This is a genomic window from Micromonospora echinofusca (assembly GCF_900091445.1).
GTDB classification, from domain to species: Bacteria; Actinomycetota; Actinomycetes; order Mycobacteriales; family Micromonosporaceae; genus Micromonospora; species Micromonospora echinofusca.
In genome coordinates this window covers 4438793-4451105 of sequence record NZ_LT607733.1, presented here as the reverse complement: position 1 = coordinate 4451105, position 12313 = coordinate 4438793, and the positions used below count along the sequence as shown (strand labels likewise).

Here is a 12313-nt window from a genome sequence, read left to right as displayed (position 1 = left end):
GGCGGCCCTGAACGGGCCGCACGCGCCGCCGCCTGGGCGCGTGTCCGTCGCTTCGCTGGCGCTCCGACTCCGGCCACGCAACACGCCCTGCGGCTGGCGCGGAGAGCGGAAAGCCCGGAGGGGCCGCCGCAGACGGGGGTGGCTCAGAGAGTGGTGGAGGTCCGTCGCCGGCAGCCGGCCGCGCCGCGCCCGAGCAGCGCGGCGCAGGGAGGGCGCGCGCCGGGTCCGCGCGGCAAGCCCCAAGCATGGGGGCGGTGTCCGCGCGGCGGCTTGCCGGTCGCCCAGGAGCGGGCTCGCAGCCGCTCAGGGTCAGGTCAACCGCTCACCTGGGAGGGGGAGGGGTGGCCGCCGGTGGCCAGCTCCGACCCCGGGAGCCGGGTCCGTGCCGGGCAAGGTTAGGTCAACCGCTCACCTGGGAGGGGGAGGGGTGGCCGCCGGTGGCCAGCTCCGACCCCGGGAGCCGGGTCCGTGCCGGGCAAGGTTAGGTCAACTGCGCCACTGTGGCGGTGTCCGCCGGGGGCGCGGTCCGTGACACGAGAGCCGACTCAGTCTGTTCCGGTGGCAGGGTCCGTACGTGCGTCAAGGCCCGCTTGACGTGGTGGGCCGGACGGCGGACCGCTGCCCAGACGGCGGGTCGGCGGCAGACAGTGCTTTGGTTCTACGGAGATAGGATCGGCGGGCATGCGACGACGTTCGAAGGTTCGGCTGTCGGTGGGTGCCGGTGCAGCGAGGAAGGCCCGGGCGTTCGGGTTCAGTCTGCCGTTTATCGTCGTGGGAGGGTTCCTGCTCTGGGTGCCCTTTGACCTGATCTTTGAGTCGCTTACGGAGAGCCCGATCAACGTGTGGGGCTCGCTGCTACCTCACCTGTTCGTCTCTGCCTGGTGCTTCTTGGGGGCCTACATCGTAGGAGCGGTCAGCTTGGCAATGGTCGCTGTGATTCCGTATGGAGCGTGGCTGGACGGGACGTTGCTCGGTGAGCGCCTGTGGCTCCGGACGCGGTGGGTGGACCTGTCCACGGCGAATATCGACACGGAGGATGACCCAAGGCGAGGCGTCATGTCACTGCTGGTCGCTGCTCCGAACCCGGAAATCCAGGTGAAATTGCCCGTACGAGGAGTGAACAGCCTGCCACCGGAGGAGTTGGTCGCGTTGGCCGACGCTATAACCGGCACAAGGGTGCGTCAGGGCTCGGACGACGCAGCCTTCGTAATCGCAGACCGTCTACGAAGCCTAGCTTCCTGATCTCTTTGGGATGATGGGCCGGCTGGGTGACTAACCGAGTGACGATCGGGGCGGACGCCAGTGGACACGCACGGACGATGGCGGACCGCGCTCCCAGGTCAAGGACCATGCAACAGCAGCTCACGTGGCGGTGCTGGTTGCCTGGGGGTCAAGGAGTCAGCCGCACGCCCTGGGGCCGCCCGCCCATGCTCTACTGGTCCCATGCGTAGGCGACGCCGTTTGTACCTGCTCTTAGCGGTAGTCGGTGCACTGATGGCCGCCACTGCACTCGCCATGACCTTGGCGTATGTGCCCGAAGGAGGTTGGCCCTTGTCTGCTCCAACCTTGTGCGCGGTCGGTGGTGCGTTGACGGGAGTTGGCATCCGGGGTGCCAGGAAGCACCAACGCCCCGAGAAACAACTGCCAGGTTCTGGGGCACACACGGGGCACAAGACGGCGTGAAACGTCGGCAACCAGCGACCAATGACGTGAGCCCAAGATGGGGCGTGACCAGTGCGCCGGTCAGGTCAGCGCAGGTCACGGGAGGCCCGGTCTAGGTTCCGCTTCAACTCACCGACTTCGGGCCGTGGACGGGCCGTCGGGACCGTGGCTGGGCTGTCAGACAGCCGTAGGGTGCGGGACATGCCTAAGGAAGTTGTTCTTCGCCTTGACCGACCGACAGCCACGTCGCTCGCGGACCTGATCTACAACATCGGCGAGCACCAGGCCGCCGGCATGCCCATCGCTCAGTTGTCGAGTGACGACAGCGAAAGGCTCGGGCGGGTGCTCTACGACCTCTGGCGAGCCTTGGGCGTCTCGCTCCCGTACGGCGACGCTCCCGGGAAGGAACCTCGACGCCGGATTTGATCGCTCTCGCGCGGAGGTCGCTGACAGCAGCAGTGACAGCAACGTGCCGAGAGGAGGGCAGCCGCCGCCGGCCGGACGCAGACAGCCGTCCGAGGTCGCGGACGCGGACGGACTCCGCCGGACGGAGCGCCCAGAACTTACCAACGAGGGGTCGAGTTTCTGGTGGTTCAGCGTCGCTGTCGGGCGGCCTTCTCGACTTCGCGGAGAACGAGGCCGAGGGTTTGCGAGCGGCGGTTGGTCGGTAGTGCTGCCCATGCGCGTCGGGCGTGTGCCAGTCCGCCGGGTCCGTCGCCGGCTTTGGCCATCATGAGGGCGCGATGGAGTTCGATGTGGGTGGCGAAGCGTGTCAGCGAGGCGGGCCGGAGGCGGTCGGCGTCGGTCTGGGCCTGCTCGCCGGGTTGGATCAGCCCGAGGCGGGCGTAGAGCATGGACCGGAAGGTCGCCATGCGCCAGGCCGGGACGGCGGCGTCGGAGATTTCGCCGTCGGGTGAGGCGGTGTGGTCGAAGACCCGTTGCGCGTCCTCGTCCGAGGCGATGGCTGCGGCGGTGTCGCCGCGTCCAGCGGCGACGTGTGCGCGGGCCATCAGTGCCTGGAGCCGACCGAGTGAGGGACGGTCAGACAATGCGATGGCTTCGTCCGCGTAGCGCTGTGCGACGGGGAGTGCGGCGCCCTCGTAGGCCAGAGCGATGGCGGCTCGACCGCGTACCCAGACACGGACGGCGAGGTCGTCGGAGCGGTCGGCGGCGACCCGGGCGGTGTCGTACCAGCCGATCGCCTCGGTCGGGTCCTTGGTCGTCTTGCCGTAGGTGGTCAGGGCACGGGCGGCGGTCGCCCACATGGCCGGGTTGTCGAGTTGCTGTTGCATGACGACGAGGTCGCTCGCGAGCCGTGTTTGCAGGGAATCCGCGCCGATCTCCATGTAGTCGCGGCCGTACTGGTCGACGCGGTCACGCCAGCGGTCGGTGCTGTCGCGGTGGCCGGCGAGTGCGGCGGTGAAGCCGTTGCGTATCAACTCGTTGGCGGCGATGGGGCCGATGGTGGCTGCGGCGAGGAGGTCTCTGCGTCTCACGTCCGCTTCTCCCAACGCTCGCGCGTACGCGAGCACGATGTCTGGCGTCGCGGTCCGGCGTCCCGCTTCGACGTTGCTGAGGTGCGAGGCCGAGTAGCAGGTACGGGTCGCGATGGAGGCCAGGGTCACGCCTGCCTCAATCCGAGCCTGCCTCAATTGCACACCGAGGTCATCCATCGGATCCCCTGTGAAAGGTCCTGAAAGCATCGAGGTGCTTCCGAGCGTAGTCGCGCGGTCACCAGAGTAGATCCCACATGAAGCGGGAGCGGAAGCACTGCGGAGGCAGGGATGAGCGACAACACCGCAGGCGACGGGGCGGGCGAGCGGACCCAGGCAGCGGAGCAGGAGGCGGCCAAGAGGCGGATTCTGGAGCAGGCCGAGGCTGAGCGCATACCAGTCGAGGAAACGACTCGGGCTGTGCCGGATCGGCGGTGGCGTCGTGACCGGTGATTCGGTGCCGATCGGTCGGCGTGTTGCCTACCTGCGGGCACGGCGCAAGCTGTCACAGCAGTCATTCGCGGATCGCCTGGGGAAATCCAAGAGCTGGGTGGACAAGGTCGAGCGCGGGGTGCGGTCCTTGGAGCGGGTGTCGACCATCCGGGAAATTGCCGCGGTTCTTCGGGTCGACACCGCGGCACTGCTCGGACGTGATGCTCAGTCCGCCGAGCTGGCCGAGCGTACCGAAGGCATTTCCCGGATCCGGGCGGCCCTGTCCACGTACGGGATGGCGTTCGGTCAACCGGTTGCTTGCCGGGACGCGTCACCTGACCAGTTGAGCCGGGCGGTGGGACACGCGTGGACCACCTACCAGCACGCCCGGTATCCGCAGTTGATCGAGCGATTGCCGACGCTGTTGACGGATGTCCAACGGCTTCAGGCGCGGAACCCGAATGCTGACCGTACGGCCGTGGTGCAGGCGTACCGGGTGACGGCGGCGCTGCTGGTCAAGCTCGACGAGGTAAGCCTCGCCTGGCTGACCGCCGACCGAGCGATGTCCGCCGCGACCGGTGACCGGGTGCTGCTGGCCTGCGCGGCGGTGCAGCTCGGCCAGGTGCTGCGCGCGTCGGCGCGGGCGAAGACGATGCTGCTGGCCGCCGCGTACCGGGTTGCTCCAGCCGACCTGGACGATGGCACACCGCAGGAGCTGTCCCTGTGCGGTTCGCTACTCATGCAGGCTGCCCTGACAGCGGCCAGAGCGGGCGACGACCGCGCCGCCGGTGACCTGCTGGACGAGGCGACGGAGATGGCTGCCCGGGTGGGCGACGGGCAGGACCACCATCAGACGGCCTTTGGACCGACGGCCGTCGACCTGGCCCGAGTGGCCGCCGCAGTCGAACTGGACGAGGGGACCGGTGCGGTTGCCCAGCACGAGAGAACCATCGTGCGAGACGGATGGCGATGGCTGCCGCTCGAACATCGTGCCGCGCATCTGATCAACGCCGCGCGTGCGTACCTCCAGATCGGCGATGTAACCGAGGCGGCTCGGACTCTGATGCAGGCCGACAACATAGCGCCATCGGAGATACGGCACCGACCGACGGCGCGGAACGTCGTCGTCGAGGTTGCCCAACATCCGAACGCGCCTACGGCGATCACTGATCTCGCCACCAGTCTGGGCCTGGTCTGAGCGTGGGTGCCCTTCGGGCGCGGGGCGAAAGTACAGCAGTGAAGTACAGCAACCATGCCAACTGAACCGGGTCGAATAGTGCGTCAGCAGGCCGCTCGACCTCGCATCCAGCCCGATCCGACCCGCTCGCCGACAGTTCACACCGACGGGGTCACTGGTTCGATCCCAGTATCGCCCGCCGTTAATAGTTGCAGTAAGCGAGCCCGTCACCGGAACCACCGGTAACGGGCTTTCGCATTGTTGCCCCTCTGACACACAGTCCGGCCGATTGGCGTCACTTCACCCGTCGGTTCCGCTTCAGGCGCAGCCGCGGTACTGCAAGGCGGCGTCCTTCATGTAGGCCCAGAGTGCCATGCCGTTCCAGTAGTCGTAGGTGATTGTCCAGCCGTTGGCGGTGTTCCCGGTGGGGCCGGTGACGACCTGTCCGTAGCGGCGGGTGCCGTACAGGGTCGACTCGTTGGGGGCGGTATACATGCCCGCGTAGTCCCAGACGACGGTGAAGCTGCTCGTCGTGCAGGCCGCCTGGGCCGTCCCGGCCGGTACGAGAGCCGTCAGCGCGGTCGCCGCGAGGCAGGCCGCCGTCGTGTGTAGTAGCAGTCGTCGAACGGTCATTGCGTCATTCTATCGATGGTCTTAAACGAATGCAGCTGGCATCATCGCCCAACGCAGCTCCCGAAGCCCGCCACCGCGCGGTCTGGTCCGGCACTACCCGTGGCACGGATCTGTCCCCGCCGTGCCAGGACCAACAACGGCTCGCCCGTACCGGTCGAATTATGGGACGCGGCCTAACCTCTGGCGATGCGACACGACACCGCCGCAACGGCCACGCTCACCACGGCCGAACGCGCGATCGATGCCCACCTCCGTGCCGCGCTGGCCCGGCTGCCACGTCACGGGCCGGCCGGGTGGCTGACCGAGTTCGTGGCCTTCGGACTCAAACAGGCCTGGGCATGCGTCTTCGGTGCCGCCATGCTCGCGGTCATCTGCGCGGCGCACCTGTGGTATCCGGACGACGCCGTGCTCGCCCGCAACGATGCCCTCACCGCCGCCGCCGTCGTCATCCAGGTCGCGATGCTCGCCGGACGCCTGGAGACCCTGCGCGAGCTACGAGTGATCGTCCTGTTCCACCTCGTCGGCACCCTCATGGAACTGTTCAAGACCCACATCGGCTCATGGGCCTACGAGCCCGACGGCGTGCTAAGGCTCGGAGGAGTGCCCCTCTTCAGCGGCTTCATGTACGCCGCGGTCGGCTCCTACATGGTGCGAGTGAATCGGCTTTTCAACCTGCGCTTCACGCGCTACCCGAGACGCTGGTGGACGGCCGTGGTGGCTGCCGCCATCTATCTCAACTTCTTCGCCAACCACTACGTACACGACCTGCGGTGGCTGCTCATCGCGGCCGTCGCACTCGTGTTCGGACGTTGTGTCATGCATTTCCGCATCTTCCGGGCACGGTGGCGCATGCCTCTGCTGCTGGCCTTCGTCCTCGTCGCCTTCTTCATCTGGCTCGCGGAGAACATCGCCACCTGGTCCAACGCCTGGCTCTACCCGAGCCAGACGGACGGCTGGCATCCGGTCTCGCTGACAAAGCTGGCCTCCTGGTTCCTTTTGATGATCATCTCTGTCGTGCTGGTCACCTGGATATCACCGCCGCAACCGCCCGACGACAAGCAGCCACCCCAACCGGCGGAGAGCCAGACCTCAACGACGCCGGGTGCCGCCTCGGTCAGAGGCGCGGAGAATTCGCCCACCGCCAGTTGATGTGCACGGATCTACCGATGAGCGAGCACATCGTTCCTCCCGCCCTGCCGAGAAAACCCATTGCGAGTGGCCGGCACCGGATGTCGGATTGATCGGCCATCGCTCACAGGAGGCAACATGACCCCCGTGTCGCTGCCCACCCCCACGCTGGACACCCCTCGCCTTCGACTGCGTCCCTTCGACGACGCGGATGCGAACGACCTCTTCGCGCTGCACAGCAACGCCTACGTGCTGCGCTACTGGGACGCGCCGCCGTGGAGCGACCGCGTGCGCGCCGAGCGGTTCATCACGGCTTGCCGACGGATGGCAGAGGGAGGCACCGGAGCGGGGCTGGCCGTGGATCGTGTCTCCGACGGGGCGTTCATCGGCTGGTGCAGCCTGAACCCGTGGAACCCGGACTACCGCAGCGCATCGCTGGGCTACTGCTTCGACGATGCAGCGTGGGGCCACGGCTACGCGACGGAGGCAGCGCGCGCTTTGCTGCGGTGGGCATTCGACACGCTGAACCTGAATCGCGTCCAGGCTGAGACCGATACCCGCAACGTGGCATCTGCCCGCGTGCTGGAGAAGCTCGGGTTCGTGCGTGAGGGGACGTTGCGGGAAGACTGCGTCGTGAACGGCGAGGTCTCCGACTCATGGGTCTACGGGCTGATCAGGCGGGAGTGGCGGCCGTCGTCCGAGCCGGCTTCCGCCCGCTGAGCCCACGCTTCCTCGCGCTACGTCGCCCGGCATCCGGGTGCTTCGCTTCGCCGCGTCGAGGGCCGGCACCGGGCACTCCCATGCAGCGATCCGCGCGTTTGCACGAACTCTGGGCCGCAGTCGCACCGCTGCTGCCACCCCGTCCGCCCCGGCGGCATCGGTACCCGGCCCGCAAGGCCTCTCGATGACCGCAAGGTGTCGTGCGAAATCCTGTTCGTGCTCTACACCGCGAGCCCGTGGGAGTACCTACCCCGAGAGGGTGCGGGTCGGGCATGACCTGCGGGCGCCGCCTGCGGGGCTGGAACGACGCCGGCGTCTGGCAACGACTGCATGAGATCCTCCTCTGCAGGCTGCGGCCCGCTGGGCAGTTGGACATGTCCCCGGGCGGTGATGGACGGCTCCCACGTGCGGGCGCTCAAGGGCGGCCCAAACTCGGACCGAGCCCGGTCGACCGCGGGCGCGAAACCGTCTGGTCCGTCAACGACGCGCGAGGTGCCCGGCGTCATTGACGGACCAGGCGAGGGCGACGACGTCCTCGGCTCAGCGGACCCGGTCGTAGACGAGAGCCAACGTGCCATGCTCGCCGGCGGCCTGGCTGGCGAGCGCCCACTGGCCTGCGGGCAGGCCGTCGTCGAAGAGGCGGGGCCCGCCGCCGAGGAACACGGGAAAGACCGTGAGCGCGAGCCGGTCGACCTTGTCGGCCGCCAGCAGCGCCTTGATGACGCTTGCGCTGGAGAGCACGAGAATGTCGCCGCCTTCGGTCGCCCTCAGGTCCGCGACCACCTCGGCGGTCGGCTTGTCGATGATCGTCGTCCGCTCCCACGGCGCCTCGCCGAGGGTGGAGGAGAGGACGACCTTGTCGGTGTCGATGAGCCACTTCGCGAAGCCCTCGTCGCGTGGGTCGGCCCCCTCCATGCCGATGACGGTGGGCCAGAAACCGAGGAACCCCTCGGCGTTGACCCGCCCGAGCAGGGCCGTCGTCGCCGGCTCCCAGAGGCCGGTCAGGTGGTCGCGGGCGACGTCGGTGATGGCGTACGGCATCACCCAGCCCATGTCCTCTGGATCGCCCGGCCGGGCGTAGTGGCCGTCGAGGGAGATGCTCATGTTGGTAACGACTCTGCGGCCAGCGGTCTGCTCTGTCACTTCGTGCTCCTTGTGTCGGTGTCGTCAGTGCTGTCGGAATCCGTGGCGAGGATCGCCGCGAGCTTGTCGAGGCTCTGGCCGAAGCCGACCTCGATGCCTGCGATGAAGTCCGCGGAGTCGACGGTGCTGTCGGTGATCCGCCAGTGGACGTCGAGGTCCGTGCCCGTGTCGGTGGGTCGGAGGCCGATGTCGATGTGGGCGGTGAAGGCGAGGCCGCCGTCGGGAAGCAGAGGGGAGAGCCGGTAGGCGAGGCGTTCACCGGGACGTACGTCGTCGACGACTCCCTCCGCGCGTCCGGCGACCAGGTCGGAGCCGTCGGCGTCCTCGGCATCGCGGTACTCCTGGACGATCCGCCCACCCGTTCGCGCCTCGAATACGAGCTCGGAGACGCGGAGGTCGTCGGGCGTCCACCATCCGGCGAGCAGGGAGGCCTCGGTCAGGTGCCGCCAAACCAGCTCAGGGCACCCCGTCAGCGACCGGAAGAACCTGAACGAGCGGCCGTCTGCCCACCCCGACGCCTCCGCGGCGAGTCGCTCTGCTTGGAGGTTGAGCCCGTAACGGTCGTAGGTCGCGCGCGGGCCACCAACCTGATCCGCGGTGTCGGCGAGCCGGCCGAGCACAGCCGCCAGGTCCCGCAGAGGAGCGGGCCGGAGCGCGTAGATGCGACGCTGGCCGGTGCGCTGGGACGTGACGACGCCAGCGCGCTCGAGGGTCTGCAGGTGCTTGGTCGTCTGCGGCTGGCGCGCCTCGGCGAGCTGGGCGAGGACGCCGACCGAGCGGGGCCGCTCGGCCAGCAGGCTCACGAGCCGCCAGCGGGCCGGGTCGGCCAGTGCGGTGAGGAGTGCGTCCATGGGGAAAAGGATTCTCGATCGAGAATATTCTTGTCAAGGAATACTGACGGATTGGTGGGGCGCGCGCTCGTGCCGCAGCCAGGGTGCGCTGGTCGTCGCGTGCCTGTGACTGTCGGTGACGCCTCCCCAGTCGCGGTCGCACCATCGGATCCACGGCGACGCCGCGTCGTCGGGCGTCAGCGGATCGTCAGCGAAGCGTTCGCGGATGGGTTGATCCCGCTCGATCGAGCGATAACCTATCGATGTGTTTGCGACTGTTCCCCGGTTCGTGACTGGCTCGCTGGCCTGGGCGCTGTTGGCGATGTCGGGTTGCTCCTCCCCTGACGGGTCACCCACACCGTCACCATCCCGTGAGATCCGGGATTTCGACTTCGCCAACGCCGAGTGGTTCGACACGTCGGTGGCGGAGACCATCAAACTCGAACGAGGTTCCGCCAAGCGGAGCGACGACGCCTCCATCAGTCCAATGGACGGTGGCGGTTCGTGGAAGCTTCTCGACGCGCCGCGCTTCGCGGACGCGGATGGCGACGGCGACGAAGATGCTGCGGTGGGTTTGAGTACATCGGGCGGGCAATCCGTGAATGTTGCCTGGTACATCTGGCTGTGGAGCGACGGCTCCGCCCTCCAACTGCAGCAGCCAATTGTGTCGACGACCAGGTGCGATCGCCCAATCGAGGCGGTAACCGCGGTGACGGGCGGGTTCGAGGTGCGAGCGTTCCTCTTTCAATCCGACCAGGACAACTGCGGGGGCGGTGGCGTCGTGCCGATCTCGTACGTGGCAGGTGTGCGTGATGGATGGCCGGTCCGGGTCAGGCCGACGTACGGGCCACTTGCGACGTGTGACCCGCAGAGCTTGATCGTGCCGCTGCGCCCCGGCGGAGTGGTCCAGCTACGCGTCGATACCGACGACCGCGCGCCGATCGTCGAGCCCGCGCAGAAGTACGACAGCCTGTTGGTGAGTGAGCTCGCGGTGTCGCCCTACCTGCCCGAGGAGCAGAGAGGGGACTGGGTGCTGGCGAGGGCGGCCCGTGGCAAGGAGCTGATCTGCGGCTACGTACGCATGGATCAGATTCTCTAGGAGAGGGGTCAGGTCTGGTACCTGGTCCAGAGTTCGACAAGGTCCGTACGGCTGCTACCCGTGATCAAGAGTCCGATGAGCTTGTTCTTCGGATCCGTCCAGACGACCGCCCGTTCTGTCTGACTCCATTCGAAGACGTGCAAGCCTGGGGGAGGAGCGGCCTCACCCGGCCTCGGATTGGCCGGAAGCTCCGCAGCGAGGTAGCGGTTATGGACAGCGGTGAAATCTCTGCTGTCCCTGAACTCGGCGAACATCACCGCCAAGTTTCCGCCGTTGTCGCAGTGGATGCTCTTTGACGGGGCAATCTTCGGACCCGGTTGCGAGGGGAAGCTCCCGTTGACGACCGTGTCGCCTGAACCACTGCGGCAACCCGCCCAGCTCGGATAGCTGTTCCAGGGCGCCACGAAATCGGCCATCACGAACAACGCCAGCTCCCCCGGCGTCTTCGGCAGGCCAGCGAAGGGATTCTTCGGTTCCCCGGGCTCTGGCGCGGAGCCGTTTTCACCGGGGGACCCGTTACCGTTCAGCTGGTCCACCAGGACCGGAGCGGAGACCCCCAGCGTGGCAGCCACCGCACCGACCAGGAGCCAGGCCCGCGGTCGCCGAAGAACGCCGCGCTGCCGGACGGGCCGCGGACCCTTGCTCGGCTGGATCCGGAGGTTCTGTCTGACCCTGTAGTCCACGTCGCTGCGTCCGGACAGCTCCTCGCGGATCCGCGGATGCGCGGGCCAACGGCGCAGAGCGACGGCGAGGCTGGAGGCCGCTTGTCCGGTGCGGCTGCCCATCCACTCCGAGACCTCCGCGAGGCTCTTGCGGTCATCGACTCGCGCGCTCAGCAGCAGGAGACTCTCGATCGTGTCGTCCAGCAGATCCCAGTGCTCACCCTCCTCGGCCTGGTGAGCCACGACCAGCAACCACCGGATCACGTCAGGCGGGGTTGTCGCAGCCTTGGGATCTCGGCTGGCCGGCACGCGCAGCAGGCGTACGACCTCGGCCGCAGCCCCCGGATCGGCGGTGATCGCCCCGTGCGTCTGCTCGTCGGGAAGACCGAGCACGCCATCCCATAGGATCCGGCAGTTCTCGTCCGACTGGGCTGCCAGTCTCAACAGTTCCAGCGGCGCTGCGGGGTCCCCGGTCCGCGCCCGGGCGAGTAGCTGGCCACCACGGTGGACCACCACTTCCGGATTGTCCAACTCGTCGGCGATCATCGCGAGCAGATCGTCAACGCTGGCGATGCGACGATCGACGTCGTGCAAGGTCGCCGCCTTGACGATGGCCCGCCATGGACCGCCAGCGGGCAACAGCGGGATGTTGGCATGCGGCGGAACACCGGTCAGCGCCCAACCGATGATCTGCCCGATGCTGTAGATGTCGGCCGGCGGACCGGCAGCGTGGGCGTCTACGGCGAGCTCGGGTGCGGCGAAGCCCTCGGTGCCGAACGCGGTGCCCATCCGCGTGCGGCGCGCGTCGGTCGTCTGCCCCCGCGGACGCCGCCCCAGACCCCAGTCGGCAACGACCCAGCGCCCGTCGAGCCGCAGCAGATTGTCCGGCTTGAGGTCCCGATGAATCCAGCCCTGTTCGTGCGGCAGGCGCAGAGCCTGGCAGATCGCGCTCACCAGGTCCCGCAGTGCCCCGGTCTCGGCCAGGTCCTTGGCCAGGGTGAGCGCGGTAGCCTCCGCGAGTGGCATGACGAACCATTCGAAGGCCGAATCGTGGTCGAGCACCGGCATGACATTGGGATGATCGCCGAAAAGCGTTGCCGCCTCGATTTCCCGCTTCATGCGCGCGATCATGTCCACGTGCCGAATATTCACCCGCTTGAACGCCACCCGGCGGCCGCTCCGCTTGTGCGTGGCGGCGAAGACCGTGGCCTGCCCGCCACGGGCGATCGGCCGCGGATCGAGCGCGTAGTCCTTGCGATTGCCGGACGCCGCTGTCGGGACCGTAGCATCGTCGGAACTCAAAGCCTCGCTCCTGCAAAAAGGGGCACCGGGCG

General features: G+C 67.9%; 11 protein-coding genes and 1 pseudogene. 7 read left to right on the top strand and 5 right to left on the bottom strand.

Annotation, left to right across the window (positions count from 1 at the left end):
* Nucleotides 1-681: 681 nt before the first annotated feature.
* Together GA0070610_RS18805 and GA0070610_RS18800 are read left to right on the top strand one after the other, a co-directional pair.
* A complete protein-coding gene (locus tag GA0070610_RS18805; protein WP_157747186.1) occupies nt 682-1242 on the top strand; it encodes a hypothetical protein in 561 nt (186 codons plus the stop codon).
* 621 nt (nt 1243-1863) lie between these two features.
* Nucleotides 1864-2088: a hypothetical protein gene (locus GA0070610_RS18800; protein WP_089003598.1), complete on the top strand. Its 225-nt coding sequence runs from the start codon at nt 1864-1866 to the stop codon at nt 2086-2088.
* Nucleotides 2089-2255: 167 nt separating this feature from the next.
* Here GA0070610_RS18800 and GA0070610_RS18795 read toward each other — a convergent pair whose 3' ends face one another.
* A complete protein-coding gene (locus GA0070610_RS18795; protein ID WP_089001258.1) occupies nt 2256-3335 on the bottom strand; it encodes a helix-turn-helix domain-containing protein in 1080 nt (359 codons plus the stop codon).
* Nucleotides 3336-3597: 262 nt separating this feature from the next.
* Between GA0070610_RS18795 and GA0070610_RS18790 the strand changes: the two genes are divergently transcribed.
* A complete protein-coding gene (locus GA0070610_RS18790) occupies nt 3598-4785 on the top strand; it encodes a helix-turn-helix domain-containing protein (RefSeq protein ID WP_231925735.1) in 1188 nt (395 codons plus the stop codon).
* Between the two features lie 297 nt (nt 4786-5082).
* On the opposite strand, the gene GA0070610_RS18785 is transcribed toward GA0070610_RS18790, so the two are convergent.
* Nucleotides 5083-5397, bottom strand: a complete 315-nt coding sequence (locus GA0070610_RS18785) for a hypothetical protein (protein ID WP_089001257.1) — start codon at nt 5395-5397, stop codon at nt 5083-5085.
* 186 nt (nt 5398-5583) lie between these two features.
* Here GA0070610_RS18785 and GA0070610_RS18780 point away from each other — a divergent pair, with 186 nt between their 5' ends.
* From GA0070610_RS18780 to GA0070610_RS31470, 3 genes and pseudogenes are all read left to right on the top strand, one after another.
* The gene (locus GA0070610_RS18780; protein WP_089001256.1) at nt 5584-6546 is read left to right on the top strand and encodes a DUF817 domain-containing protein; all 963 of its coding nucleotides are present in this window, start codon (nt 5584-5586) and stop codon (nt 6544-6546) included.
* A 126-nt stretch (nt 6547-6672) separates the two neighbouring features.
* Nucleotides 6673-7245, top strand: a complete 573-nt coding sequence (locus GA0070610_RS18775) for a GNAT family N-acetyltransferase (RefSeq protein ID WP_197697754.1) — start codon at nt 6673-6675, stop codon at nt 7243-7245.
* An 80-nt stretch (nt 7246-7325) separates the two neighbouring features.
* Nucleotides 7326-7706 (top strand): annotated as a pseudogene (locus tag GA0070610_RS31470) (transposase); the annotation flags it as partial.
* 79 nt (nt 7707-7785) lie between these two features.
* Here GA0070610_RS31470 and GA0070610_RS18770 read toward each other — a convergent pair.
* Entirely contained in the window at nt 7786-8388 is a 603-nt protein-coding gene (locus GA0070610_RS18770) for a dihydrofolate reductase family protein (RefSeq protein WP_089001254.1), read from the bottom strand.
* Complete coding sequence (locus GA0070610_RS18765) at nt 8385-9239, bottom strand: metalloregulator ArsR/SmtB family transcription factor (RefSeq protein ID WP_089001253.1); 855 nt, start codon at nt 9237-9239, stop codon at nt 8385-8387. The genes GA0070610_RS18770 and GA0070610_RS18765 overlap by 4 nt, the downstream gene beginning before the upstream one ends.
* Nucleotides 9240-9483: 244 nt before the next feature.
* On the opposite strand from GA0070610_RS18765, the gene GA0070610_RS18760 reads away from it, so the two are divergent.
* Nucleotides 9484-10317 (top strand): hypothetical protein, encoded by an 834-nt coding sequence (locus GA0070610_RS18760; RefSeq protein WP_157747185.1) that lies wholly within the window; start codon nt 9484-9486, stop codon nt 10315-10317.
* An 8-nt stretch (nt 10318-10325) separates the two neighbouring features.
* On the opposite strand, the gene GA0070610_RS30945 is transcribed toward GA0070610_RS18760, so the two are convergent.
* On the bottom strand, nt 10326-12281 hold the full coding sequence (locus GA0070610_RS30945; protein WP_172896552.1) for a serine/threonine protein kinase: 1956 nt from the start codon (nt 12279-12281) through the stop codon (nt 10326-10328).
* Nucleotides 12282-12313: the final 32 nt, after the last annotated feature.

Excerpts from the sequence above, each read along its gene's own strand:
- GA0070610_RS18805 (WP_157747186.1), top strand. The coding sequence starts at position 682 with ATGCGACGACGTTCGAAGGTTCGGCTGTCGGTGGGTGCCGGTGCAGCG.
- GA0070610_RS18800 (WP_089003598.1), top strand. The coding sequence starts at position 1,864 with ATGCCTAAGGAAGTTGTTCTTCGCCTTGACCGACCGACAGCCACGTCG.
- GA0070610_RS18795 (WP_089001258.1), bottom strand. The coding sequence starts at position 3,335 with ATGGATGACCTCGGTGTGCAATTGAGGCAGGCTCGGATTGAGGCAGGC.
- GA0070610_RS18785 (WP_089001257.1), bottom strand. The coding sequence starts at position 5,397 with ATGACCGTTCGACGACTGCTACTACACACGACGGCGGCCTGCCTCGCG.
- GA0070610_RS18780 (WP_089001256.1), top strand. The coding sequence starts at position 5,584 with ATGCGACACGACACCGCCGCAACGGCCACGCTCACCACGGCCGAACGC.
- GA0070610_RS18765 (WP_089001253.1), bottom strand. The coding sequence starts at position 9,239 with ATGGACGCACTCCTCACCGCACTGGCCGACCCGGCCCGCTGGCGGCTC.